This window comes from Allorhizobium paknamense (assembly GCF_030815125.1).
Taxonomy (GTDB): Bacteria; Pseudomonadota; Alphaproteobacteria; order Rhizobiales; family Rhizobiaceae; genus Allorhizobium; species Allorhizobium paknamense.
In genome coordinates this window covers 178,180-204,570 of the sequence record NZ_JAUSWH010000002.1, presented here as the reverse complement: position 1 = coordinate 204,570, position 26,391 = coordinate 178,180, and the positions used below count along the sequence as shown (strand labels likewise).

The window sequence follows — 26,391 nt, the reverse complement described above, 5'->3', positions numbered from 1 at the left end:
TTCGCCATCACCTCGACAATCCGATATCGAGCACAGTCGATTGCGGCCCCTCGGCCCGCGCCGCCACCGCCACCTCCACCCCGAAATGCCGGGCGGCACCATGGATGAGGCCGACGGCCAGCGCCTCCATGTGGCGGGTTGAGGTGTAAAGCATGCTCATCCGGTCACGATGTCGCTCAAGGGTTTCGAAACGCGGCAGTTCGGCATCGGGGTAAAGCTTCAGCACTTCCACATGGATATGCGCGTCAATACTGTCCAGGAAGTCGAAAAGGCTCGGCACGCGCTCGAAGAACACCGGAAAAAGGGCGGCAAAACGCCCGGCCAGATGCTCGCCGAAGCGAAACAGCAGATCCTCCAGCGACATGTCGGTGCGGGCGGAAAGCGCGGAGATCAGGCTGACCATCTCCCGATGATCATAAGTGCCCACGGAGGTATAGGCGCCGCCGCTCGGCAGGTTTGACGCCTCGATAAGATCGTCGGCCATGTCCTCGTCCCAGACGTCGCCGACGAATTGCAGAAATTCCGTAAAGACAATACCCTTCATCCGTCCCCCCAATGTGCATGGCCGACCGTCATGCCAATGCTGAACCTCAGCGGCTCCGGTCTTTGCTTCTCCCAACACAGGGCTGAGGGACAGATTACCCCTCAAATATTAGCGCATTCTTCTTCTCTCATAACTTTTTCGTGCCATGTTTAAACAAAACTTAAAGTCGCACGCGCCGCTTTGAGAACGGCCCCGGTCACCGGCGCCAGCGTCTTCGACATCGACCGGCTCCAATGCCAGTAAAGCGGAACGGCCAGCGGTGCCTCGGGGCGCAGATCGATGAGAGCGCCGGAAGCAATCAGCGGTGCGGCCAGTTTTTCAGGGTTCATGCCCCAACCGAGGCCGAGGCGCGCACCATCCAGAAAGGCCTGCGAGGCAGGCAGCCAGTGAGTGGGCGGCTGCAAGGCGCGGCCCGTCACCTGGCGAAGCCAACTCGCCTGCAAACCATCCTTGGCATTGAAGGTCAGGCAGGGGGCGCGGCTCAGGCTTTCGGCAGTCACGCCATCGGCAAACCAGCGCCGCGCAAAGGCGGGGCTTGCCGTGGCGCGATAAACCAGTGCGCCGAGCGGCAGGCAATCGCAGCCATGCACGGGCTCGGCCAGCGCGCTGACCGCCGCCCGCACCTCGCCGCGCCGCAGCCATTCGGCGCTATGGTCCTGATCATCGAGAATGACATCGAACAGCAGGCCATCCACAGCCGCCATCGCCTCGGCAAACCATGTGGCGAGACTGTCGGCAGTGATCGCCAGCCGAAGCGTCGGCCAGGCAGAGAGCGGAGCCCGGCCAAGATCGACCAGGAGATCCCGCTCCATCAGCGCCACTTCCTCGGCATGGCGAAACAGCCGTTCCCCGGCTTCTGTCGCCCGGCAGGGCTGGCCGCGCACCACCAGCACCAGCCCGGTACGCTGCTCAAGCTGGCGAATGCGCTGCGAGACCGCCGATTGCGTGATCCCCAGCTGCTCACCAGCCTTTTCAAAACTGCCGCAGCGGATCACTGACGCCAGTGTCTGCAACTGTTCGCCATCCAGCGCCATTCGAATCTCTTATACAAGATAAAATTTATTCATTTTTCTAATCCGAATGCGTTTGCTAGTCAAAGCCCCACACGGTGGAGCCTTTTCATGCAAACAGCCTTCCTCAGCGGATTTTCCCTAAGCCTCAGCCTGATCCTGGCCATCGGCGCTCAAAATGCCTTCGTGCTGCGGCAAGGCCTGCAGCGGCAGCATGTGTTTGCGGTCGCAGTTTTCTGCGGGCTTTCCGATGCGCTCTTGATCAGCCTCGGCGTGGGCATGCTGGACACGTTGACCAGGGCGCTGCCGCTTCTGGAGCCTCTCTTGCGCTATGGCGGCGCCGTGTTTCTCGTCTATTACGGGTTGAAGCATGCTCTCGCCGCCTTCGGAAAGGCCGAGGCGCTGACCGTGACCGATGGCGAGGCGCAAAGCCTGAAGGCGGTGCTCATCACCTGTCTGGCGCTCACCTTTCTCAACCCGCATGTCTATCTGGATACGGTGTTGCTGATCGGCTCTATCGCATCGCAGTTCGAAGGCCGCAAGCCTGCCTTTGCCGCTGGCGCGATGACCGCTTCCTTTCTGTTCTTCTTCACGCTCGCCTATGGCGCAAGGCTGCTGACACCGCTCTTTGCCCGGCCCATCTCCTGGCGCATTCTGGACGCCGCGATTGCCCTGCTGATGGTCTTTATTGCGGCATCGCTGATCATCGAGTGATACGAAGGGTCATTGAAGATGACTCACCGTATTCCCTTTTCGAATATCTCAAGCCCCTTATGCATTTGAGATATTCGAAATCTCTTCAAGGCGAGGATGTGTAAGCATCTTCGAGCCTTGGTATGAAAAGCGTCAATGCGTCGGCAGGCGGCGGGCTTGCCAGGCGGATCGCGGAATTTCCGCACCGATCTGGAAGCTGAAAGCGGTAATCGTGCTGGTCTTTTCATCCGTCTCGCAGCGATAGCTGATATCGAACCAGCGGCCCTGGCTGCGATAGGCAGCACCTTGAACATCCATCAGCCGGGCGCTGATCTTTTCCTGCGTGCCGGGCGATCCGGTAATCACATCCGGAAAGGAGCCCGGCACCGAGCGGCGGATCTGCTCCAGCATCTCGATGCTGCAAATCTGCACGATGCGGCGCTGCGGCGGCAGCTTGCCGAGGGCTTCGCGCACATGCGGGTCCGACAGCATATCCTTGGAATAGACGCGCTTTGCCGGTTTCAGGGCCGGGGCTTTCTGTCCACCTGCCTGTGGCGCCGGTTTGGCCTGCGGTACGGGCGGAACATCGCTGCCCTCTTCGGACACGGAAAACCGCTGCTCGGTAACAATGCCGCCGCCGGTTTGCGCCGTATTCGGCGAAGCCGTCGCCTGCGGCGGCAGCGAGGCTTCGGGGGGCTTCACATCCTGCGGCAAGGCAGGCGGCTGCGGCGGGGTCTGCCGGTCCGGCAGCCCGGCGGCGGCCTGACCCTTTGTTGCCTCGCTCGCCATCCCCTCACCCGGTTTTTCGGTGTCGCTCTGGGACTGGCTTGGCGTCTCCTCGCTCTTTTCCGCCTGTTCATCGCGGGCAGCGGATTCGAAGGCTTGCGGCGCGGCTGCGGCTTGCGGCTTTGCGGCTGCGGGCTTTGGCGCTGGCGGCTTTGGTTCAGCGGGTTTTGCCGCCTCAGGCTTTGCAGGGGCGGGTTTCGGCTTTTCCGGTTTTTCACTGACCTTGAAATCGAAATCTACCGGCTTTTCCGGCTCTTTCTTCTTCTCCTCAGGCGGCACAAGCGAAACGGAAATACTCTCCTCCTTCGAAGGATCCTGGGCAGGCTTGGGAGGATGGATCAACAGCGGCAGAACGAAAAGCGCATGCAGCAGGAGCGAAGCGCCAAGCCCCCAGAAGAACCATGCCCGCCGCCGCGGCGGCAATTGTGCCAGATCTGCCATGGTCCGATCCATACACGCCGGGGGACGCCGTGCCAAAGCAAAATGCAGATATCACACCATGATACGACCGGCGTGAATCGAGAGTAGACAAAATTATGCTTCAAAAAGAGAAGTTTAGCGCTCCGGCCTGTATCATTCAGATCGAAAAGCGCTCTCACTGAGCCGATTTGGATCGATGGTACCAATAATTTTTCCACATAACTAAAATCAGAAATATTTCTCTCAGGCTTTTCTTAAATTTACCCGTCAAAGTGGAGCACAGAGAGACGAAACCCTCTCCCACCCGGCAGAGCCATGAGGGCGCTCTGCCTGCGGCCAGCACCGACGCATGACGCCGAGGCCATGGCTTAAAGCATTTCAAAAGGGATGAGCGAGAACCGCCCTTGAAATGCACCAGGAGATCGTGATGACCAGTGTCAGCGCCACCAGCGCCTCTTCCGCTTCCACGGTAGACCGCACGCCACCCCCGCCGCCGCCGAAGGAACCGCCACCGCCGCCACCGCCGCCGCCCTCGGTGGAAACCAGTTCCGCCGCCGATGTGCCATCCTCCATCGCCGAGCTTTCGCTCTACTCCGCCTCCAGCGACAGTGCGAGCAGCAGCACGACCGATAGCAGCACGGCGCTGAAGGCCTATACGGATACGGTTCAGGTTTAAAAATAACTGTTCCTTCCAACAAAAAACCCGGCGTCACCGCCGGGTTTTTTGTTGAGCTTGAAAGATCAGCTATCCAGGAAGCTGCGCAGCTTGCGCGAGCGGCTGGGATGCTTGAGCTTGCGCAGGGCCTTGGCCTCGATCTGGCGGATACGTTCGCGCGTCACCGAGAACTGCTGGCCTACTTCTTCCAGGGTGTGGTCGGTGTTCATGCCGATGCCGAAGCGCATGCGCAGCACGCGCTCTTCACGCGGCGTGAGCGAGGCGAGAACGCGGGTCGTGGTCTCGCGCAGGTTGGCCTGAATGGCGGCATCGATGGGCAGAAGCGCGTTCTTGTCCTCGATGAAATCGCCGAGATGCGAATCTTCCTCGTCGCCCACAGGGGTTTCGAGCGAGATCGGCTCCTTGGCGATCTTCAGAACCTTGCGTACCTTTTCCAGCGGCATGGCCAGCTTTTCAGCCAGTTCTTCCGGCGTCGGTTCGCGACCGATTTCATGCAGCATCTGGCGCGATGTGCGAACGATCTTGTTGATCGTTTCGATCATATGCACCGGAATACGGATCGTGCGCGCCTGGTCGGCGATGGATCGGGTAATCGCCTGCCGGATCCACCATGTCGCATAGGTGGAGAACTTGTAGCCACGGCGATATTCGAACTTATCGACCGCCTTCATCAGGCCGATATTGCCTTCCTGGATAAGATCGAGGAACTGAAGGCCACGATTGGTGTACTTCTTGGCAATGGAGATGACGAGACGCAGATTGGCCTCGACCATTTCCTTCTTGGCGATGCGGGCTTCGCGCTCACCCTTCTGCACCATGGAAACGATTCGGCGGAATTCCGTGATGGAAATGCCGGTTTCCGTGGCGAGATTCTGGATTTCCTGCCGGATTTCGCGAATGCGGCTGTTTTCCTCGCGGGCGAAATCCTTCCAGCCGCGACCGGCCAGATTGGCAATGGACTTCATCCAGTTCGGATCAAGCTCGGCCCCCTGATATTGCGTCAGGAAGTCGTCGCGCTTCACGCCATAGCTTTCGGCCAGACGCAGCAGGCGGCCCTCATTCTGCATGAGGCGCTTGGAAATGTCGTAGAGCTGCTCGACAAGGGCGTCGATACGGTTCTGGTTGAGCGACAGCGACTTTACCGCCGTGATCAACTGATCCTTCAGCTCCTTGTAGCGGCGCTCCTGACCGGAAGACAGCGTACCGGCGCAGGCAAGGCGGGCTTCCACCTGCTGGTCCTGCAGCTTGCGCAGCTTCTTGTAGGTGTCGGCAATGAGGTCCAGCGTTTCCATGACCTGCGGGCGCAGTTCCGCTTCCATGGCGGCCAGCGACAGGTTGGATTCGTCCTCGTCCTCTTCCTCTTCTTCCGGCATGGGCATGTCGCCGACATCGGTGATGTCGTCCTCGCCCATCGGGGCGCGGCCACGGCGGCTTGCCTTTTCCTTTTCCTTTTCCTCGGCGGCCTTGCGGTCGGCCTCGATCTTTTCCGGGCTCTGGAACTGCGGGGCAGCCTTGGCCTCGGGGCCGGAATAGGTGGTTTCGAGATCGATGATCTCGCGCAGCAGCGTCGTGCCTTCGTTCAGTTCGTCACGCCAGATGATCAGCGCCTGGAAGGTCAGCGGGCTTTCGCAGAGCCCGGCGATCATGGTTTCGCGGCCGGCCTCGATGCGCTTGGCGATGGCGATTTCGCCCTCGCGGGACAGAAGCTCCACCGAACCCATTTCGCGCAGATACATGCGCACCGGATCATCGGTCCGGTCGGTCGGCTCCTTGCGCTTGGTGGCGGCCAGCGCCGTGCCGCTGGTGGTCGCCAGTTCGCCGCCTTCGGATTCGCCCTCCTCCTCGGCCTCGCCTTCCTCGGCGTTGGCGTCCTCGGCTTCCTCATCCTCGATGACGTTGATGCCCATGTCCGAGAGCATGGCCATGGTATCCTCGATCTGCTCGGAGGTGACTTCCTCCGAGGGCAGAACCGAGTTCAGCTCGTCCATCGTGACATAGCCGCGCTTCTTGGCGGCCTTGATCATTTTTTTGACGGCGTCATCCGAAAGATCGAGAAGCGGGCCGTCCGGAGCGCCATCGCGTTCGTTCTCAGCTTCGTCGTTCTCTTTGACCTTGGTTGCCATGTATCTCGTCGCTTTCTCTGGCGCTTCCATTTTCCGCTGCATGTCAGACCGAGGGCAGGCCCGCCCCGATCCGCCCGCTGCGAATCACTGCTGATGAGCTTGATCGCTTTTACCCGCCTTGGCGGCAAAAAACGTAAAATCGATGCTGCCTTGACAATCCGCTGGGAAAACCGCGGCGCACCTCATCTCGAATTGCTGTAACGGAGTGATGTTTAATTCCCGATTAACCACGATGGCTCCCGCCGAGTGCGGCGCTTTCACACAAATAGGCAACGGGATCGCACAGGCGAGACCTGGCCACCTTCGTCACCCATTTCTGCTTGAAATCGTGATTCCCACAATTTCGGCCCACGTCAAGCGTTAATAGCTCTGGAGCCTGTTGAAATCGCGGAAAAACGATTTCCGGTCCTCAATACACTGCCGATTGTCCAACTTTGACGACTGCCGTTTCAATCGCCCTTCCCTCGGCTTTCCGTCAAGATGTAGGAGCAATCCGGCGTCAAACAAGGGGCAAGCCAAAAAGGTCCACCCCAACAAACACACGCTTCAGTTGCCATGACCATAGGCAGGCCCCTTCACCCGGCCCGACATGACGCCGAAACCATCGATGATCGCTTCCTGATTTTCCATGCGCACGATTTCGGTCTGCACCTCACGCAGCACCGCCATGGCGCTGTCATGACGCTCGGCGTCACCAGCCTCCACCGCCTCGGCCATGTCGCGCTCCAGCTCCGCCTTCTGCCGCCTCAGCGCCTTGGCGCGCTTGTGCAGCGACAGCGCCTGTCGATAGCCTTCGCGGGCATCCTCGAAGGCGGCCACGGTGGTGGCGGTCCAAAGCCGCGCATTGCGGATCTGCTGGTCCAGCGCCTTGACGAGATCGGCAAAGCCTGCCGCCTGCAGCCGTTCGGACAGTTCCTCCCGGTTCAACTGGGAGCCCGCCTCCGCCACCGCCGTCAATAGCGCCGGCCAGAGCCGCTGAAGCTCGCGATTGTCGAAATCGATGACGGAGATTTCGTCATAATCTTCCTGCAGCAATTCCGGATGGTTGACGATGGTGAGCGCCAGCACGCTTTCCCGCAGCGTCGGCTGCGACGCCTGCCGGTTAACGAGGCCGGAACGCGCCAGCCGGTCGGACACCGCAGCCCCCGCCCGCGACGCCGCCTGCGGGCCGCCGCCCCGCCCACCGCTTCTTGCCCCGCCACGTTCGAAATTTCCCCGCCCCGCGCGCTGGCCGCCCTGCGTCTGGAAAAAGGCATAGAGCCGGTCACGAACATTCTGCTGGTAGTGGCGGCGGACATTTTCGTCGGCAATCACCGTCACCACCTGCTTCAGCCGCGCCTCAAGCTCGGCCCGTTGCTCCGGTGTGGCGAAACTGCCCTGCCCCACTTCCTTGGCCCAGACCATGTCATCCAGCGAACGCGCCTCGGCCATCACCCTGTCGAAGGGCGCGCGCCCGTCCTGTTTGACGAGATCGTCCGGGTCCTTGCCATCCGGCAGCATGGCAAAACGCACGCTCTTGCCAGGTTTCAGATGCGGCAGCGCCAGATCCACAGCCCGGAAAGCCGCGCGCTGGCCAGCGCCATCGCCATCGAAGCACAACACCGGCTGCGCGGTTACCTTCCACATCAGGTCCAGCTGGTTTTCCGTCAGCGCCGTGCCGAGCGGGGCCACGGCATTTTCAATGCCCGCCTGATAAAGGGCAATCACATCCATATAGCCTTCCACGGCAATCAGCGTGGCCACGCCATCCGCTCCCTGCAGGGCGCGCCGGGCGCGGGAGAAGTTGTAGAGCACCTGCCCCTTGTGGAAAAGTTCGGTTTCGTTGGAGTTCAAATATTTCGCCGGCGCATCCGGCGACATGGCGCGCCCGCCAAAGGCAATCACCTTGTCGCGGCTGCTGAGAATGGGAAACATGATCCGGTCGCGAAACCGGTCATAGGAGACCGGAATATCCGGCCCGTGCACCACAAGGCCACAGGCCTCGATCTGGTCCTTCGGCACGCCCTTGCCCGCCAGATATTCCTTGAGAATATTGCGGCCCTCCGGTGCATAGCCCAGCCGGAAGGTCTCTATGGTGCGGCCGGAAAGCCCGCGCTCCCTCAGATAAGCCCGCGCCTTGGCGCCATTGGCCGATTGCAACTGGTCCTGAAAGAACTGCGTGGCCATTTCCATGACGTCCAGCAGGCCGGTGCGCTCCTCGGCGCGGGCGGCGGCGCGCGGGTCCACCTTGGGCATGGGCACGCCCGCCATGTCGGCCACACGCTCCACCGCCTCGGGAAAGCTCAGGCCCTCGAGATCGGTCAGAAAGCGAAAGTGATCGCCCGACACCCCGCAGCCGAAGCAATGATAGCGGCCCTTGCGGTCCTCGCAGTGAAAGGACGGGCTCTTTTCCCCATGAAAGGGGCAGCAGGCCCAGTAATCGCCGCGCGAGACATTGGTTTTCTTCCGATCCCACGCGACGCGCGAACCGATCAGCGCCGAAATCGGCACCCGGTCACGGATCTCGTCGAGAAAGTCGTTGGAAAAGCGCATGAGCGTACCTTGAGGGTGATCTGTTTATATAGTGCGGCCAGAGGCTGGACGCCATGGGCTTGAAAGGTCAGCCCCGTTATTCACAGCTTGACATGAAATACAAGTGTATATACAAGAAAGCATTGGTTCCCTTATGGAAGGCAATGCAACCAGGCCAATCACGGCCAATCAAGGAGCGACAGACGATGATTTCGTACCTTAGAAACGCTGTGAGGACTGGAAATGAAAACAGAGTTAGAACTCAAGGAGTTCAAGTGGGATGAAAAAAAACGTGTCATAAATTTGCACAAACATGGCATCGACTTTGAGGATGCAGCCATTGCGTTGAACCAGCCAAGATACGAATACGTTTCCATCCGAGGCGATGAATACCGTACCGTCGCTATATGCCCTTTTACAGGCAAGCTGATCGCGGTCATTTATACAATGAGAGGACACGAGTGCCGGATCATTTCCGCACGTGCAGCAAGAGCCAATGAGCGAAGAGAATATTACGCACGTTACTCTTGAAGAGCTTCTTGAGAAACGCAAGCAAGGCCAAAAAAGCCTGACGGACTGGCAGCGTGTCGATGCGCTCACTGATGAGGATATCGAACGCGCCATGCGCGACGATGCTGATTGGCAAGACCATATCGACATCGACTGGTCACAGGCTAAAATGGTTTACCCGCAGAAGAAAAAAGCCATTTCCATCCGCCTTGACGAAGATATCGTCGATTATTTTCAATCTTCCGGCAAGGGCTATCAGACGCGCATCAATGCGGTCTTGCGTCATTTCCTGAACGAGCAGAAGCGGCTCACGAAGTAGCCGCCTCTCGCCCGGAGATATCACTTGCTCAACAATTCCTTGACCGTGCCGGAGGCCTTGGCGAAATCCATCTGGCCGGCATAGCGCTCTTTCAGCGCCGCCATCACCTTGCCCATGTCCCGCACACCCTCGGCATTGATGTCGGCGATGATGGCGGCAATGGCTTCGCGCACCTTTTCATCGCTCATCTGCTCCGGCATGAAGCCCTTGATGATAGCGGCTTCCTCGCGCTCCTGGGCGGCGAGTTCGGGGCGGGCGTTTTCCTCGTAAATCTTCGCCGATTCGTCGCGCTGCTTCACCAGCTTGGCGAAGAGTTGCAGGATATCGTCATCGCTGGCTTCCGCCTTGCCCTCGCCGCGATTGGCGATGTCGCGGTCCTTGATAGCGGACTGCATCAGGCGAATGGTGGACAGACGGCGGCTATCCTTGGCCTTCATGGCCTCTTTCAGGGCGGCGGTCAGGGTTTCGCGTAGCATGGTGTTCTCCTTCCCGGAGCAAGCCGGGCGACGTGTTTTGATAAGCCGCTAAATAGCCACGGGGCCGATGGCTTGCAATGGTGCACCGCTGTTCACGCAGGGCAGAAATGCGGGAAAAGCCTGCCGGAACAATTGACCGCCCCCCGGCTTCTCGTCTATGTACCATCGCCTGCACACACATCGACATCAGGGCAAAACGCGCGGTGACCATCCGCGCGGCGACACTTGCCACATCTAGAGCCTCGCGGCTGCGGTGAAAACCGGCGCGCCCGGCTGGAAAAGGAATGGATATGACCGCGACATCCCCATGGACGACTGCCAAGCCCACCGCCATCCTCGTTCTGGCTGACGGCACGGTGATCGAAGGCCGCGGCATCGGCGCGACCGGCGCCGTGGAAGCCGAAGTCTGCTTCAACACGGCACTGACCGGCTATGAGGAAATCCTCACCGATCCTTCCTATCTCGGCCAGATCGTTACCTTCACCTTCCCGCATATCGGCAATGTCGGCACCAATGAGGAAGACATTGAAGACCTGACGCCTGCCGCCCGCCACGGCGCTGTCGGCGTGATCTTCAAAGCCGACATCACCGAGCCGTCCAACTACCGCGCCTCCCGGCATCTGGATGCCTGGTTGAAGGCTCGCGGCATCATCGGCCTCTCCGGTATCGACACCCGCGCGCTGACCGCCTGGATCCGCGAGCATGGCGCCCCGAATGCCGTCATCGCCCATGACCCGAACGGCAATTTCGATATCGAGGCGCTGAAGGCGAAGGCCCGGGCTTGGAGCGGGCTCGTCGGTCTCGATCTTGCCAAGGTTGCTTCCTCCGGCCAATCCTCCACCTGGAGCGAAAAGCCCTGGGTCTGGAATGAAAGCTTCAGCGAACTGGCCGACAAGGACGAAGACTATCACGTGGTCTGCGTGGATTTCGGCGTGAAGCGGAACATCCTGCGCCTGTTCAGCGGCTTGAAATGCAAGGTGACCGTGGTGCCCGCCACCACCAGCGCCGAGGAAATCCTGGCACTCAACCCGGATGGCATCTTCCTCTCCAACGGCCCCGGCGACCCGGCGGCCACGGGTGAATATGCCGTGCCGGTGATCAAGACGCTGATCAAGACCGATATCCCGATGTTCGGCATCTGCCTCGGTCACCAGATGCTGGGTCTGGCGCTCGGCGCCAAGACGGAAAAGATGCATCAGGGCCATCACGGCGCGAACCATCCGGTCAAGGACTTCACCACCGGCAAGGTGGAGATCGTCTCCATGAACCACGGCTTCGCGGTGGATTCGAAGTCGCTGCCGGAAGGCGTTGAAGAGACTCACATTTCGCTTTTCGACAATACCAATTGCGGCCTGCGCGTGACCGGCAAGCCGGTGTTTTCCGTGCAGCACCACCCGGAAGCCTCGCCCGGCCCGCAGGACAGCCACTACCTCTTCCGCCGCTTCATCAATCTGGTGCGTGAAAAGAAGGGCGAACCGGCCCTGGCCGAGCGCGCCTGAAAACGAGGTCGATAACACAAAAAATGAAGGCCAGCCAATCTCTTGGCTGGCCTTTTCGATTCAGCTTATGAAAGACTTGACTCTCTTTGTCATACCAAGGCTCGAAGATGCATACGCATCCTCGCCTTGAAGGAATTTCGAATATCTCAAATGCATCAGGGGCTTGAGATATTCGAAAAGGGAATACGAACTGCCATCTTCAATGGCCCTTCGTATCAGGCCGCGCTGCCCCGCATTTCCTTTTTGAGGAGAAGATGGAAGCGGCCCAGCAGCAGCGCCGCCGCACTGGTCAGGCCGATGAGGAAACCGTACCAGACGCCCACGCCGCCCAGACCCAGCGGGAAGCCCATGACCCAGGCAAGCAGGAAGCCGATGGGCCAGTAGGAAATCAGCGCCAGGATCATCGGCACCCGGGCATCTTTGAGCCCGCGCAGCAGACCGGCGCCGATGGCCTGCAAGCCATCGACAAGCTGGAAGATACCGGCGATGACCACCAACGGACCGGCATAATCGAGCACGGCGGCGGCATCGGCGCGGCTGCGGTCGAGAAAAAGCCCGCTCAGTTCATCCGAGGCCACAATGAACAGCGTTGCCCCTGCCAGCGCAATCAGCACCGCCAGCGCCGTCACCGAGACGGCGGCACGCACGAGATCGCCGTAGTCACCGCGCCCATGGGCAACGCCGACACGCACCGTGGCCGCCTGGGAAAGACCCAGCGGGATCATGAAAGCGATGGAAGCCAGTTGCAGCGCAATGCCATGGGCGGCGAGCTCCACCGTACCGATGCTGCCCATCAGCAGCGAGGCCGCCGTAAACAGCCCGGCTTCGGCCAGCACCGTGACGCTGATCGGCAGGCCAAGCCGCATCACATCCCAGAGCGCATGCCAGTCCGGCCGCCAGAAGCGGACAAAGAGTTCGTATTTGCGCGTATCCGGCCGCCATTGCAGATAGGCCACCATGGCCAGAAAGCCCGCCCATTGCACGCTGGCCGCCACGATGGCCGCCCCTGTCATGCCAAGCGGCGGCAGACCAAAATGGCCGAGCACGAGGATATAGGCCAGCAGGGCATTCATCAGCAGCATGCCGATGGTGATCCACAGCACCACCCCGGCTCGGCCAGAGGCGCTGACCACGCCGCGCAGCACGGCAAACAGCAGGGCCGGGAACATGCCGAACTGGGCGATGTGCAGATAATGCGCCGCGACCGCCGCCACGGCAGGCACCTGACCGAGCGAAAGCAGAATCGGCTCGGCATAGAAAAACAGCGGCATGACCAGCAGGCCGTAAGCGATGGACACCCACATGCCCATGCGGATGGCGCGGCGCACCGAACGCACGTCATCCTGCCCATAGGCATTGGCAACCATCGGCATGACGGCCATGGCAAAACCCGAGCCGAAAATGAAGACCACGAAGAAGAACTGCGCCGCCAGCACCATGGAGGCCAGAAGCTCCGCACCCAACTGACCGATGATCACGACATCGGTGGTATGGATGCCAAGCTGGGCAAGCTGCGCCCCGATCAACGGCACACCGAGCGACAGCGTCGCCTTGAAATGCGAGGACCAACTGGAGACGGCCTGAGAGCCTTGCTGAAACGATATGGCGGACATGACGAACTTCCAAAACAAAAAGCCGCTTCCAGGGGCTGGTGAGCGGCGATGATGGTGGTTACGTCAAACCGATGTCGTTTTCAAGACGATTAGCTTTTGTTCAAAAAAACGCGTGGATGCATCAATTGCGGTGATCGGTTGCGCCTTTATGGCTGTTCCCAAGACGCGTCTCGGAGCGAAATGTAACCGCAGCAAAAGACGGGAATGAAGCGCCCCCACGGTGACCTTTTGACAGGCGCGGGGCCAAGCGGATAAGACGGAGACGAACAAAGCCGTCAGGATCTGCCATGCCCCGCAAGAAGTCTCGTCTGGAACGCTTGCTGTCCTTCAACCAGCATCGCAAACGCTGGGGTGCAGGACGACATGCGCAACCGGTGACGGATACCGAGATCCTGAAAACCAAAATCATCGATGGCGATCAGCCGGTGCAGACCCGGGGCTCTGAAAAATCCCTGGATCTGCATCTGGTCAATCTCAGGCGGGAATTTTCCGGGCAGCCGGAACTGGTCTTTCACCACGCCCGGCTGATCGTGCTGATCCGGCGGGAGTTTCAACTGCCGGACACCTTCCTGCAATTCAGAACCTTGTGGGAGGCGGAGGGAGAATTTCTCTGTGAGCATCTCAATCTGCGCTGGTTGATTTCCGCCGCCGATACCTTTGCCGATCACGACCCCGATCCCGCCAACCGGGCGATTGCCATACTGATCTCGACGCTGGTCAACACGGTGAAGATTTATGAAACCGAGCGCGTGCTGGCCGATCCGGCCCCTGCACCGCTTTCTTCCGACAAGGTGGCGCTGGTGCAGCGGGAACTGGTGCCGCTGTTTTCCGGCCTCTCCTGCTTTACCATCGGCACGGACGATACCTGGCGCAATACCCGCTGGCGGCTCGATCCGCTGATGGCGCGCGGACCGGTGGGCATGATCCTGAAAACCGTGTTTGACCGGCTGCAGGACGAAGACACCGCCTTTCACCGGCTGAAGGAATTACACCAGCGCGAACGCACCGGCTGGTGGTCTCAATAGCTACTGCATAATTCCTTAAATCGGAACCGATTTAAGGATAAAATTATGCAGCAGATTTAAAGCGCTACAGCGAACCTTAGTGCGCCATATATGGCGCACGGCGCTGTAGAGCGTTTCATTGTTTCACGGAAACATTGAAACGCTCTAACTCTTTGTTTCTGCGCATTTCCGGACGGAAAACCGCAACTACACTTTTCCTGGAAATGCTTTATATCGCATTCAGATAGGCAAAATCCGCCGGATCAGGCCGAAGGTCGCGCCGCTCCCCATCCTGGCTGTGCGCAAGCTGCCGGAGCCCCATGCGCAATTGCGCCTTGATGCGGCGCAGGCGATAAGGCAGAGGGAGCTTCACCTTCGGGCGGCTGTCGAGGATTGAAGACTGCGTTTGCAGCGGCTGCGGCAGGCCGTAATGGGCAGCGCGATCCAGTTGCAGCGCAAGCGGCGGGTCCGCCTGCCAGGAGGAAAGCTCGTAAGCCGCGCACAGCACCGCATCGGCAATGGCGGCATGGCGGGCGGTGCGGGCCAGAAGCTTGCGCGCCCCTTCCGGCCACAGCACATAGGCCGCAGCACCCGAGCGATCCTGATAAAGACGTTTCAACGGCCATTGCGGATGCGGTTTGCGCGCCAGAAGCTTGCGCCGGGCGCGGGTTTCCAGCGTGACATGCTCAAGGCCAGAGGCCGCCTGCAACTGGGCAAGAAGGTTCGGCAGGCGGGAGGAGAGCATGGCATCATCCTCCAGAATGAGTGCCGGGCCGCTGCCTTCGGCAATCCGCTGCCAGAGACGGTGATGGCTAAGGAAACAGGCCTTTTCCACATCGCTCATCGGCCGTTCCCAGCCGGTCCAGAAGCCTTGCGGCCACTCCCCGTCCAACATGCCCGCATCCACCGCCTCGACACGCTCGAAGGCAAGGCCGAGGGCCGTTAGTTGCCGGGTCTGGAAGGAAAACCGGTCGGTGGCGCGGGCAAGATTGATGACGAAGACCTGCATGGCCATCACGCCCGGCTCTTACCGATAACAGGTTGGCCGATAACAGTTTGGCCGATAACAGGTTGGCCGAGCAGGCTGGAATAGACCTCTTCCAGCGCCTCGGCCTCGCGGGCAAGGGCAAAATGCTGGCGCACATGATCGAGACCCCGGCGGCCATGCTGCTCGGCCAAGGCCGGGTCGGCCAGATAAGGTTCCAGCGCCTGCCGCAACGCCCCGCCATCGCCAGCCGGCACCACGGCGCCGGTTTCGCCGGGGGCGATCTGTTCGGCATAGGCCCCCGCATCGGAGGCGACCACTGCGGTTTGCGAGGCCATGGCCTCCAGAGGCGTAAGACCAAACCCCTCGTTGCGCGAGGGCGCGACATAGAGCGTCAGCCGCCTGTACCAGGGCTTGATGTCATCCACCTCGCCCAGAAAGACAATCCGGCTGTCCAGCCCCGCCGCCTTGATCCGTCGCTTCAGGTCGTCGGCAAAGCCGGTATGTTCCGCCGTCACGCGCCCTGAAATCACCGCTGTCCACTCCGGATAGCGCGGCAGAAGCGCGATCATCGCCTGAACGAAGAGATCGGTGCCCTTCTGGTGCCGCACGCGCCCGAAACAGCCGATGAGATAGCGTCCCGGCAGGCCGGTGCCTTCGAGCGCGTCCTGCGGGCCGGGCGGATGAAAGAGCGCGGTATCCACGCCATGGCGGATGACCCGGTGCGGCACCTTGAGGAAGGAGCCGGATCTGGCGCTGGTCGCGACCACGCCATCCATTCTGGCAATCAGCCAGCGGGTATAGCCGGTATGGTGGCGCTGGGCGGCGGAGGTGAAAAGCAGTTTCAGCGGCATGCGCAGGACATGCTTGAGCACGATGCCCGCCAGCATTTCATTGTTGCGGCGGGCATGCCAGATGCGGTGCGATGCGCCTTGCGGCCTCTTCCACAGCCGTGGAAGCGCTGCCCAGGACAGGGCCGGCATGCCGGGCGGCAGGCCGGGGCCGAGCGTGACGATGCCCAGCCCCCGGCGGCGCTGCTCCGGAATGAGTTGAACCAGGGTGGAGGTCACACCGGACAGGCGCCGCTTAAAATGCGGCGCAATCACCCGGATGTCGGAAAGGCTCTGCACGGGCGGGATCGGCTGCAATCAACCCCAGCTGACGTTGAGGATTTCGTAGGCCTTGGAGCCACCGGGCGCCACGACCTCGATGCTGTCACCAGCCTCCTTGCCGATCATCGCACGCGCAATCGGCGAGGAAATGGAAATGCGGCCAGCCTTCACGTCGGCTTCCTGATCGCCAACGATCTGGTAGATCTTTTCCTCCTCGGTATCCTCATCGACCAGCTTGACGGTGGCGCCGAACTTGATCTTGGAACCGGACATTTTCGACAGATCGATGACTTCGGCGCGCGCGATCAGGTCTTCCAGCTCGGTGATGCGGCCTTCATTATGGCTCTGCGCTTCCTTGGCGGCGTGATACTCGGCATTTTCCGAGAGGTCGCCATGGGCGCGCGCTTCCGAAATTGCCTCGATGATGCGCGGACGCTCTTCCTGCTGACGCCAGCGCAGTTCTTCCTGAAGCTTGGCGAAGCCGTTCTGCGTCATCGGTACCTTATCAACCATTTCCTCTTCCTTCACACTCACGGCCACAAGGGCGGCCATGAAAAGAAAACAGGTTCCGGAGCAAAGCCACGGAACCAGTTGCAAATCATCCTGCGCAAACTATAGCAGAACGCGGCTGCGAATTTCCAGAGAATTCGAAAATCCGCCCGGACCCGCCATAAAGTCGCAGTTCATGGCGATATAAGGCGCCAAATCTGCAGAACAACCCCCAGCAGCGCCACCCAGATGAACAGGGACAAGGCGAAGGCCAGCAGCAGATATTTCATGCGTCGCGTCATCGGGATCACGGATAATAGCGTACCACCGCGTCTGCGGGGCCATCGACGCCATTTAACCGCTCATTTTGCTCCTGTGTGCTTAACCTTTGGTAAAGGTAATCAAAAACTGAACATTTCAGGCAGTTTCTGCCTCATTTTGAAGCATTTCAGCCACCACAGGCCCCGTCCATGGCTCAATCTGGTACGACTCCGGCATATTGATTGGATGATAGGGCGCAGCGGCGGGAGAAAGCTTCATCCGATCCAGAACAGATTGGTGAATCCGTGCAGGATCGCGCACCAGCCGCGGGTCGCACAGCGGAATATACCAGCCATGGGGATCCTTGCGCCGCCGCCAGGACGACCAGGGAATGCGGCGCGGAAGGATTTCCAGCACCTTCCAGGCGAGCGTCATGGAATTATGCAGGCGCCCCAGCGGACTGGGCTTGACGCGGCCATGGGCGGGATTGCAGGCATAGACCAGATCCTGCACGCTTTTTTCATGAAACAGCAGGCCGAACTGGCGGCTTTCCTCGATCATCCAGGACAGCGGAATTTTTGCCGCCGCACTTTCAGCCTCCGGATAACCGCCGCCGACATCGCAGTGATCGCCCGCGAACCAGACCTCCTTGAAATCCTGCTTTCTGATCTTGTCCGGGTCCTTCGGCCGGAATGGGCCGCCCCAGAAGTCCTGATCCGGCTTCCAGTAGACCGGGCGGAACATGGTGCGCCGCTCATCCAGCGCGCAGGCATGGCGCACGGCGGCAATGCTAGGGTTGGTGGTGGTGAAGGGAAAGGTCTGGAAGGTCAGCCCACGGCTTGTCTGGTTGATGACGGTGGAAACCGTATCGAAAACGCCGAGAAAGGTAATGGCCGGACGCACGCCCCGCAGGGTGCGCTCGTAAAGGCGCATGGCAGCGAAGGCCGAAGGGGCGCGCCCTTCCGTCTCGGCAGTGCGGCCATCCCGCTGTTCGGGGGGAATCGTCTTGTAAGTCCGGTAGGCAAATTCGACGAGATTGATGAAATTCGGCGCGATGATACCGAGGCTGTGGATGAAACCGGCCAGCACCCGCGCCGTATAGGCGCCGCGGCTGAAGCCGAGAATGTAAATCCGGTCGTCCTCGCCCATCTTCTCTCCCTTGTCGTTGCGGGGAGCCGCACGGTAATTCTCCACCAGAAAGCGATAGGCCTGCTTGACATTGTGATCCAGCCCCCAGCCGGTGGCGAGGCCCCAGGTTTCCGTCAGCTTGCGGATGCCGCGAAACCAGTTGTCGTCGGCGCCGAAAGTGCCGACACCCGGTTCGTAATAGACCAGTTGTTGCTCTCCGCGCTTCAGGCAGCCGAGCAGGCGGACGATATTGGTCCGGTCCGCCGAGATTTCATTGGATGTTCCATCAAACAGGATAACAATATTTCTGCCCATAAGCCGCCCCCTTGACCATGGCCAGCATCATGGTTGCAAATTATAAAAATACAATCTTGATTTTACAAAATGGACGAGCTGAGAGCATTTCCAGGAAAAGGGGAACCCGGCGTTCCGCCCGGAAATAGGTAAAAACACTCGATGGGCTGAATTGACATAAAAAAACCCTCCGGCGGTCAGGCCGGAGGGTTTTCTGTCAGGCAATTCTCGATCTCAGAAGTAGCTTTGCAGCGGCTGAACTTCCAACTGGCCCTTCTTCAGCGCCTCGATGGCTTCCGCCGCGGCCAGCGCACCAGCCATGGTGGTGTAGTACGGCACCTTCTGCATCAGCGCCGCACGGCGCAGCGATTTCGAATCGGAAATCGCCTTGTTGCTGTCCGTGGTGTTGATCACCAGCTGGACCTGACGATTGCGGATGGCATCCTCGATATGCGGGCGGCCTTCCAGAACCTTGTTGATCTTCACCGCCTCGATGCCCTGTTCGGCCAGATAGCGCTGCGTGCCGCCGGTGGCGAGCACCCTGAAACCAATGGCGACCAGGAGCTTGATGGCGGGCAGGACGCGGCTCTTGTCCTCGTCGCGCACCGACACGAAGACCGTGCCTTCGCGCGGCAGTTCCACGCCTGCACCCAACTGGCTCTTGGCGAAGGCGAGCGCGAAATTGCGGTCGAGACCGATCACCTCGCCGGTGGAGCGCATTTCCGGGCCGAGCAGCGTATCGACACCGGGGAAGCGCGCGAAGGGGAAGACGGCTTCCTTGACGGCGATATGCTTGAGATTGCGCGGATCGGGCTTTTCGCCATAGGCATGGATCGCCGCATCCAGCTTTTCGCCAGCCATGATGCGGGCGGCGATCTTGGCAATCGGCGCGCCGATGGTCTTGGCGACGAAGGGCACGGTGCGCGAGGCACGCGGATTGACTTCCAGAACGTAGATCGTGCCGTCCTTGATGGCATATTGCACGTTCATCAGACCACCGACATTCAGCGCCTTGGCCAGCGCCGTGGTCTGGCGCTCCAACTCGTCCACCAGATCCTTCGGCAGCGAGCGCACCGGCAGCGAGCAGGCACTATCGCCGGAGTGGATACCGGCTTCCTCGATATGCTCCATGATGCCCGAGACGAAGACGCTTTCGCCGTCGCAGAGCGCATCGACATCCACCTCAATGGCATTGGTGAGGTAGCTGTCGAACAGCAGAGGGTTCTTGCCGAGCAGCGTGTTGATCTGGCCGGTCTTGTCGTTCGGATAGCGCTGCTTGATGTCTTCCGGCACCAGTTCCGGCACGGTGTCGAGCAGATAGCTCTGCAGCATGCTCTCATTGTGGATGATCTGCATGGCGCGGCCGCCCAGAACGTAGGAGGGGCGCACCACCAGCGGGAAGCCGATTTCCGACGCAACGAGGCGGGCCTGCTCGACCGAATAGGCGATGCCGTTGTTCGGCTGCGTCAGGTCCAGCTTCATCAGCAGCTTCTGGAAGCGGTCGCGGTCTTCCGCCAGATCGATCATGTCAGGCGCGGTGCCGAGGATCGGAATGCCGTTCTTTTCCAGTGCTTCGGCCAGTTTCAGCGGCGTCTGGCCGCCGAACTGCACGATCACGCCGACAACTTCACCCTTTTCCTGCTCGGCGCGCAGGATTTCAATCACGTCTTCCGCCGTCAGCGGCTCGAAATAGAGCCGGTCGGACGTGTCGTAATCGGTGGAAACCGTTTCCGGGTTACAGTTGATCATGATGGCTTCGAAGCCGGCATCCTTCAGCGCGAAGGCGGCATGGCAGCAGCAATAGTCGAATTCAATGCCCTGGCCGATGCGGTTCGGACCGCCGCCGAGAATAACCACCTTCTTTCGGTCCGAAACCTGGGCTTCGGAACGGGCTGCCCCGACGAACGGCGTTTCATAGGTGGAATACATATAGGCCGTCGGCGAGGCGAATTCGGCCGCACAGGTATCGATGCGCTTGAAGACCGGCCGCACGCCAAGCCCGTTGCGCAGCATGGCGACATCCTTGGGCTTGCCGCCGGTCAGCGAGGCCAGGCGCGCGTCGGAAAAGCCCATGGCCTTCAGCATGCGCAGGTTTTCCGCATCCTGCGGCAGGCCGTGCTCACGAATGCGGGCTTCCATGTCGACGATCGCCTTGAACTGGGCGATGAACCATGGATCGATCTTGCAGCCTTCGTGCACTTCCGCTTCCGACATGCCAAGGCGCAGCGCCTGCGCCACCATGCGCAGGCGGTCCGGCGTCGGCGTGCCGATGGCGGCGCGGATGGCGTTCTTGTCGTCACCCTGGCCGATGCCGGGAATTTCGATCTCGTCGAGACCGGTCAGGCCGGTTTCGAGGCCGCGGAGCGCCTTCTGCAGCGATTCGGCGAAGGTGCGGCCAATGGCCATGACTTCACCGACCGACTTCATCGCCGTGGTGAGAACCGGGCTTGCGCCGGGGAATTTCTCGAAGGCAAAGCGCGGGATCTTGGTGACGACGTAATCGATGGACGGCTCGAAGGAGGCGGGCGTCGCGCCGCCGGTGATGTCGTTTTCCAGCTCATCCAGCGTGTAACCGATGGCAAGCTTGGCCGCGACCTTGGCAATCGGGAAGCCGGTGGCCTTGGAAGCGAGCGCCGAGGAGCGCGAGACGCGCGGGTTCATTTCGATGACGACCAGACGGCCATCCTTCGGATTGACCGCAAACTGCACGTTGGAGCCGCCGGTTTCGACGCCGATCTCGCGCAGCACCGCAAGCGAGGCGTTGCGCATGATCTGGTATTCCTTGTCCGTCAGCGTCAGCGCCGGGGCAACGGTGATGGAATCGCCGGTATGCACGCCCATCGGATCGATGTTTTCGATGGAGCAGACGATGATGCAATTGTCCGCCTTGTCGCGGACCACTTCCATCTCATACTCCTTCCAGCCCAGCACCGATTCCTCCACCAGCACTTCGGTGGTAGGAGAGGCATCGAGACCGCCGGAAACGATGTCGAAGAATTCCGAGCGGTTATAGGCAATGCCGCCACCGGTGCCGCCGAGCGTGAAGGACGGGCGGATGATGGCGGGCAGGCCGACATGGTCCAGCGCCTGGGCGGCGATGGCCATGGCATGGCTCATATAGCGCTGCTTGCGGTCGGTTTCGCCGAGGTTCCACTGGTTTTCCAGCTCATCCAGGGCCTTGTCCAGCGCATCGCCGGTGAGCGTCTCGCGCAGCTTGGCACGCTCAGCCTCATGCTTCTTGCGGTCCGCGTCCTTGATCTCGGTGGCGTTGGCCAGCATGGAGCGCGGCGTCTCGAGGCCGATCTTCGCCATGGCTTCGCGAAACAGGGCGCGGTCCTCGGCCTTGTCGATGGCTTCCGGCTTGGCGCCGATCATCTCGACATTATAGCGGTCGAGCACACCCATGCGCTTCAGCGACAGCGCCGTGTTCAGGGCCGTCTGACCGCCCATGGTGGGCAGCAGCGCATCGGGACGCTCCTTGGCGATGATCTTGGCCACCACTTCCGGCGTGATCGGCTCCACGTAAGTGGCGTCGGCCAGACCCGGATCGGTCATGATGGTGGCCGGGTTGGAGTTGACGAGAATGACGCGGTAGCCCTCCTCCTTCAACGCCTTGCAAGCCTGGGTGCCGGAATAGTCGAATTCGCAAGCCTGGCCGATGACGATCGGCCCCGCGCCGATGATGAGGATGGATTTCAAATCTTGGCGCTTTGGCATGGCTCTATCCGTTCTCTTTACCTGCGCGAAAAGCCAGCCAGGGCAAGAGATTGCCGGCCGGGCGCAGATATTTGGTCTTTTCAGGCTAGACGCGGCTTATAGGCAATAGTTCTGCCGAGCGGAACCCCGAATCTTCACCTTTACCAACAATTTGGAAAGCGCCCGCCTTTCGCCGTCCCTGTCACACGCGCGTCGCGCATCACCTTTAGAAAACCGCGCGACAAAAACCCACCGCATTCACAAGGATCACGGCTGCTCCGCGGGGCTTGCCCACACTGGCGCAGCGCCATGAATACCAATCCTTTTGCCGGAGTTCCAGATGACATTCCCCGTCAATCCGCCCGCACGCCTTGCCGGTTTTTCCGCAAGCTGCAATCCGGAGCCACTTGCCCATATGGGCATCCGCTTCGATGCACAGGGCCGCTTCCTCAAGGAACCTGGCAACAGCGTGGTCTGCCATCTCACCGAAGGCTCGGCCAGCCAGGGCGCCATCATCGCCTTGCGGGCGCTCTATCAGGAATTGCCGGAGGCTGATAAGCTCGCCTTCACGCCCGTCTCCAGCCTGCACATGACGCTGTTTCAGGGCGTGATCGACACGCGCCGCGCCCTGCCCTACTGGCCGCAGGATCTGCCGCTGGATACGCCCATCGAGGACGTGACGGAGATCTTTTGCCAAAGACTGAAGCATTTCCGGGCGGGCCCGGGGTTTCGCCTGGGGCTGACGGCGCTCACACCCACCGCCATGATCCTCGAACCCGTGGATGAAGAAGACAAAGCCGCCCTCGCCGACTGGCGCGACCGGCTGGCGAGGCTGTTCGGCTATCGCCATCCCGATCACGAGACCTATGAATTCCACGTAGGTTTCGCTTACGTCCTCAGCCGTTTTTCTGACACAGCCCTCTGTCACTGGGAGGAGGTGCTGCAGCGCGAAACCCGGCATTTTCAGGCTAAGTTCGCATGTCTGGAGCTTGATCCGCCCGCTTTTTCCACCTTCGAAGACATGACGCGCTTTGAGGAGGTCGTAATTCTGGATTGAATATCATTCTTGATTTACATCAAGGGTTGATGAACCATCCTGATGTGGGGCGCAGACAGAAGGATGGATATCATGATCACAGTCCATTATCTCCAGCATTCCCGGGCCCATCGCATCCTGTGGCTTCTGGAGGAGCTGGGGATCGATTACCAGATCAGGACCTATCGCCGTGGCGCCGATTTCAGGGGGCCTTCCGAGCTGAAGGCCGTGCACCCGCTGGGCAAATCGCCGGTGATCGAGGATGACGGGCGCATTTACGCCGAGAGCGGCGCCATCATCGACTATCTGATCGATACCTATGGCGGTGCCGGGCTGAAACCGGAAGCCGGAAGCGAGGCCTATACGCGCTATCGCTACTGGCTGCATTATGCGGAAGGCTCCGCCATGCCGGTTCTCTTTCTGAAAATCGTCATTGCCCGTATGCCGCGCCAGGTGCCATGGCTGCTGAGGCCGCTGGCGCGAATGATCTCAAAGGCGATGGTCAACGGCTTCATCGATCCGCAGGTCGTTGATCATCTCACCTTCTGGGAATCGGAACTGTCGAAGGACGGCTTCTTCACCGGCAGCACATTGACCGGGGCCGATATTGCCATGAGCTTTCCCGTGGAAGCGGCCATGACCGAACTGCCGAAATCATTCGCCATCCCCGCCATTCGCCGCTATCTGGACGCCATCCGCGCGCGCCCTGCCTATAAGCGCGCCCTGGAGCGGGGGGCCTATATCTTCGCTAGCTCCTAAAGTATTGTCCTGAGAAAAGTGGCAACACCCTGAACCGTCCACAATCAGGCGAAGATCTGCTCGACGGGATAGACGCGGCGGAAATCATGCCGCGTCAACGCCTCACGGAAATGCGGCGAGACATCATCGCTGCCAAGTTCATTTTCCCGCTTCTTCGAGCCGTCGACAAAGGACTTGAGGCTGCGCGATGCCTGTTTCTGATCGATGAAGGGGCGCATCTTGCGCTTCAACGGGTGGTAGATCAGCTTGTCCCGCAAATCCCGCAGCCAGGGCCGGGGAAAACGGAACACACCATCCGGCAGGAAAAGTGAGGACACAGGCTCGCCCCGCGCCACCTCATACCAGGCGAGCGTCAGCAGGACCTGATCCCAGACATGGGGATTTTCCCGCGCCAGTTCCGCCCAGCGCTTGACGATCAGCCCTGCCGCCGGGGTCTTGTTCAGATAGACGAAGCTGGAAATGAAATACCAGCCGTGGCGGCAGACGAGGCTGATATCGAAGGGATTGTCGTTCAGGAAATCCGGGCGTCGCAGCACGTCCGCATCCGCATCCACCCAGCAGATGGGCCTGTCACTTTCCTGCCAGACCCGTTCGATGAAGGCCGATTTCAGCCCGGTATTCGCCACCCAGGAGCCGAGGGAGGGAATGGCCTCGATGCGGTGTTCAAGGCCGAGCCTGTCCAGCGAGCGGCGCAGGCTGTCCGCCAGCGCCTCGTAAGGCGTATTGGCCGTATAATAAGAGATATAGAGAGGCGCGTTGCGGGAAAATTCGCCAGCATCCAGCCGGTCGATCATCTGGGGCAAATCGGCCCAGGCAACGCTATCGCCCGCGTGCGGATGGCGAATATGCGCCAATCGATGCAAGGCATCGGGAAATGGTCCCTCCGCTTTCTTGAGCGGAATGCCTCCCAAAAACCTCTCGATCTGCATGTTTCAATCCCTCATCATCTTTCGCTTGCACCTCTTTTAGCAAGATGTATCGGGCGGCGAAATCCATAAACGGCTTTATCCAATAAACGAGGAGCTGCGGACATTTGCCTTGAGCGACCGGCCACACATATCAAAATCAGACCACTCAAGCACGTTGCGGCTTATCAGCCTCATGCAACGTGCTTTACATTCTTGTTTTAATACCAAGGCTCGAAGATGCTAACGCATCCTCGCCTTGAAGAGATTTCGAATATCTCAAATGCATCAGGGGCTTGAGATATTCGAAAAGTGAATACGAACAGTCATCTTCAATGACTCTTCGTATAACGCATGTCGTTCTCGCAAAACCGCTGCACACTTTTGCGCGACATGCTGTCGCTTGCCATAAATCAGCCTCAGGCCTGGACCATATCGAGGGACCTCGTTGGAAAAGATGCCGAATGTGGGACCGGCTTCATCTCGCGGTCCTATAAACATTGGCATTCGGGGAATGATGTGAAGGTCGACAACAGCAACCGTCAGCGCACGCAAATCGTCTGCCTCGGCATGTGGGCAGATTACGAGGACTTCTTCTGGCAGCAGGCAGACCAGACGCGGTTCGACGTGACGGTTTTGCATATCAAGAAGCTGGCCCAGAAGAATCCGTTTTACAAAATAACGCCCGCCTTTCAGCGCCACAGGCTTTATTATCAGGTCATGGCGCAGGTGTTTGCGCGCTTTCCGAATGCGCATTTCATCGTCAACGAACGTGAGGAAGTGCTGCGCTATATCGTTGCGCATAAGCCGGCGGTACCGATTTCGATCATCATCCGCAATCCGGTGGCGGCCAAGGGAGTGATCATCCCCTTTCTCAAGGAAATCATCGCGGCGGGGCACAAGGTCATCTCTTTCGACCCGCAGGATTGCCGCGCCTATGGTTTCGAACCCTACCGGCAATATATCGCCCCGGTCGCCGCCATTCCGCATCGGGAGCAGATGACGGACTTTTCCTTTCTCGGACGGGAAAAGGGCCGCAGCCGGCTGATCGAGGGATTGGGACGGCGGCTCGGCGAAAAGGGGTTCAGCGTCTCCCTGAAATTCACCGATCGCAAGATCGAGAAAAAGCACTGGTGGAGCAAGACCCGACGTGACAAGCGCTCCGTGCCCTATCCCGACTATCTGGCGGAAAACCTTTCGGCACGCTGCATCATCGATATTCTCCAGAGCGGACAGGAAGGGCTGACACTGCGCCCTCTGGAAGCGATGATCTACGGGCGCAAGCTGTTGACCAACAATCGCCACATCGTCAGCGAAGCCTTCTATCACCCCAACAATATCTTCGTGCTGGACACGTTCAACTCGCTCGAGGGCATCGAAGCCTTCATGGCAAAGCCTTTCGTGGAGATCGATCCCGCCATCAAGGCGCTCTATTCCGTGGATGCCGTGATCAGCCAGTGCCTGACCAAAGGCGCTCCGGCCTTCGTCCAGCGGCAACGGCTCTCGCTGGCGGGCTGAGTCGTTTCAGCAACAAAGTGCGTC

General features: G+C 60.1%; 22 protein-coding genes. 9 read left to right on the top strand and 13 right to left on the bottom strand.

The features are described from left to right. Positions 1-7 precede the first annotated feature (7 nt). Together QO005_RS04435 and QO005_RS04430 are read right to left on the bottom strand one after the other, a co-directional pair. Positions 8-544 (bottom strand): heme NO-binding domain-containing protein, encoded by a 537-nt coding sequence (locus QO005_RS04435; RefSeq protein WP_307156776.1) that lies wholly within the window; start codon positions 542-544, stop codon positions 8-10. 149 nt (positions 545-693) lie between these two features. Beyond that, a complete protein-coding gene (locus QO005_RS04430; protein ID WP_307156775.1) occupies positions 694-1,578 on the bottom strand; it encodes a LysR family transcriptional regulator ArgP in 885 nt (294 codons plus the stop codon). 87 nt (positions 1,579-1,665) lie between these two features. Here QO005_RS04430 and QO005_RS04425 point away from each other — a divergent pair, with 87 nt between their 5' ends. After that, entirely contained in the window at positions 1,666-2,268 is a 603-nt protein-coding gene (locus QO005_RS04425; RefSeq protein WP_307156774.1) for a LysE/ArgO family amino acid transporter, read from the top strand. 132 nt (positions 2,269-2,400) lie between these two features. Here the strand turns inward: QO005_RS04425 and QO005_RS04420 are convergent, their stop codons facing one another. After that, positions 2,401-3,474: a DUF930 domain-containing protein gene (locus QO005_RS04420; protein WP_307156773.1), complete on the bottom strand. Its 1,074-nt coding sequence runs from the start codon at positions 3,472-3,474 to the stop codon at positions 2,401-2,403. Between the two features lie 406 nt (positions 3,475-3,880). Here QO005_RS04420 and QO005_RS04415 point away from each other — a divergent pair, with 406 nt between their 5' ends. After that, positions 3,881-4,129, top strand: a complete 249-nt coding sequence (locus QO005_RS04415; protein WP_307156772.1) for a hypothetical protein — start codon at positions 3,881-3,883, stop codon at positions 4,127-4,129. Between the two features lie 65 nt (positions 4,130-4,194). On the opposite strand, the gene rpoD is transcribed toward QO005_RS04415, so the two are convergent. Continuing rightward, complete coding sequence (gene rpoD / locus QO005_RS04410) at positions 4,195-6,252, bottom strand: RNA polymerase sigma factor RpoD (RefSeq protein WP_307156771.1); 2,058 nt, start codon at positions 6,250-6,252, stop codon at positions 4,195-4,197. A 546-nt stretch (positions 6,253-6,798) separates the two neighbouring features. Next, positions 6,799-8,784 (bottom strand): DNA primase, encoded by a 1,986-nt coding sequence (gene dnaG / locus QO005_RS04405; protein WP_307156770.1) that lies wholly within the window; start codon positions 8,782-8,784, stop codon positions 6,799-6,801. 222 nt (positions 8,785-9,006) lie between these two features. Here dnaG and QO005_RS04400 point away from each other — a divergent pair, with 222 nt between their 5' ends. Together QO005_RS04400 and QO005_RS04395 are read left to right on the top strand one after the other, a co-directional pair. Next, positions 9,007-9,294, top strand: a complete 288-nt coding sequence (locus QO005_RS04400) for a BrnT family toxin (RefSeq protein WP_307156769.1) — start codon at positions 9,007-9,009, stop codon at positions 9,292-9,294. Further along, positions 9,260-9,592 carry a BrnA antitoxin family protein gene (locus QO005_RS04395; protein ID WP_307156768.1) on the top strand — a complete coding sequence of 111 codons (333 nt, stop codon included), beginning with the start codon at positions 9,260-9,262 and terminating at the stop codon, positions 9,590-9,592. The genes QO005_RS04400 and QO005_RS04395 overlap by 35 nt, the downstream gene beginning before the upstream one ends. A gap of 20 nt (positions 9,593-9,612) precedes the next feature. On the opposite strand, the gene QO005_RS04390 is transcribed toward QO005_RS04395, so the two are convergent. Beyond that, entirely contained in the window at positions 9,613-10,068 is a 456-nt protein-coding gene (locus tag QO005_RS04390; RefSeq protein WP_307156767.1) for a GatB/YqeY domain-containing protein, read from the bottom strand. Between the two features lie 290 nt (positions 10,069-10,358). Here QO005_RS04390 and carA point away from each other — a divergent pair, with 290 nt between their 5' ends. Further along, the gene (carA, locus tag QO005_RS04385) at positions 10,359-11,567 is read left to right on the top strand and encodes a glutamine-hydrolyzing carbamoyl-phosphate synthase small subunit (RefSeq protein WP_307156766.1); all 1,209 of its coding nucleotides are present in this window, start codon (positions 10,359-10,361) and stop codon (positions 11,565-11,567) included. Between the two features lie 215 nt (positions 11,568-11,782). Here carA and QO005_RS04380 read toward each other — a convergent pair whose 3' ends face one another. Beyond that, positions 11,783-13,180 carry an MATE family efflux transporter gene (locus tag QO005_RS04380; protein WP_307156765.1) on the bottom strand — a complete coding sequence of 466 codons (1,398 nt, stop codon included), beginning with the start codon at positions 13,178-13,180 and terminating at the stop codon, positions 11,783-11,785. Between the two features lie 287 nt (positions 13,181-13,467). Between QO005_RS04380 and QO005_RS04375 the strand changes: the two genes are divergently transcribed. Next, positions 13,468-14,205 (top strand): hypothetical protein, encoded by a 738-nt coding sequence (locus QO005_RS04375; RefSeq protein ID WP_307156764.1) that lies wholly within the window; start codon positions 13,468-13,470, stop codon positions 14,203-14,205. Positions 14,206-14,413: 208 nt separating this feature from the next. Here the strand turns inward: QO005_RS04375 and QO005_RS04370 are convergent, their stop codons facing one another. The 5 genes from QO005_RS04370 to carB all read right to left on the bottom strand — a co-directional run bounded on the left by QO005_RS04370 (position 14,414) and on the right by carB (position 22,170). Next, the gene (locus QO005_RS04370; protein ID WP_307157072.1) at positions 14,414-15,199 is read right to left on the bottom strand and encodes a glycosyltransferase family 25 protein; all 786 of its coding nucleotides are present in this window, start codon (positions 15,197-15,199) and stop codon (positions 14,414-14,416) included. Further along, on the bottom strand, positions 15,199-16,299 hold the full coding sequence (locus QO005_RS04365; protein ID WP_307156763.1) for a glycosyltransferase family 4 protein: 1,101 nt from the start codon (positions 16,297-16,299) through the stop codon (positions 15,199-15,201). Before QO005_RS04365 ends, QO005_RS04370 begins: the two co-directional genes overlap by 1 nt. Before the next feature lie 18 nt (positions 16,300-16,317). After that, positions 16,318-16,794: a transcription elongation factor GreA gene (greA, locus tag QO005_RS04360; RefSeq protein ID WP_307156762.1), complete on the bottom strand. Its 477-nt coding sequence runs from the start codon at positions 16,792-16,794 to the stop codon at positions 16,318-16,320. Positions 16,795-17,187: 393 nt separating this feature from the next. Next, positions 17,188-18,474, bottom strand: a complete 1,287-nt coding sequence (locus tag QO005_RS04355; protein ID WP_307156761.1) for a T6SS phospholipase effector Tle1-like catalytic domain-containing protein — start codon at positions 18,472-18,474, stop codon at positions 17,188-17,190. Between the two features lie 213 nt (positions 18,475-18,687). Beyond that, a complete protein-coding gene (gene carB / locus QO005_RS04350; protein ID WP_307156760.1) occupies positions 18,688-22,170 on the bottom strand; it encodes a carbamoyl-phosphate synthase large subunit in 3,483 nt (1,160 codons plus the stop codon). Positions 22,171-22,489: 319 nt separating this feature from the next. On the opposite strand from carB, the gene QO005_RS04345 reads away from it, so the two are divergent. After that, on the top strand, positions 22,490-23,206 hold the full coding sequence (locus tag QO005_RS04345; RefSeq protein WP_307156759.1) for a DUF1868 domain-containing protein: 717 nt from the start codon (positions 22,490-22,492) through the stop codon (positions 23,204-23,206). Between the two features lie 72 nt (positions 23,207-23,278). Further along, on the top strand, positions 23,279-23,944 hold the full coding sequence (locus tag QO005_RS04340) for a glutathione S-transferase family protein (RefSeq protein WP_307156758.1): 666 nt from the start codon (positions 23,279-23,281) through the stop codon (positions 23,942-23,944). A gap of 44 nt (positions 23,945-23,988) precedes the next feature. On the opposite strand, the gene QO005_RS04335 is transcribed toward QO005_RS04340, so the two are convergent. Then, complete coding sequence (locus QO005_RS04335; RefSeq protein ID WP_307156757.1) at positions 23,989-24,873, bottom strand: hypothetical protein; 885 nt, start codon at positions 24,871-24,873, stop codon at positions 23,989-23,991. Between the two features lie 495 nt (positions 24,874-25,368). Here QO005_RS04335 and QO005_RS04330 point away from each other — a divergent pair, with 495 nt between their 5' ends. Continuing rightward, positions 25,369-26,367 carry a WaaS/CpsH family glycosyltransferase gene (locus tag QO005_RS04330; RefSeq protein ID WP_307156756.1) on the top strand — a complete coding sequence of 333 codons (999 nt, stop codon included), beginning with the start codon at positions 25,369-25,371 and terminating at the stop codon, positions 26,365-26,367. The last annotated feature ends 24 nt before the right edge of the window (positions 26,368-26,391 follow it).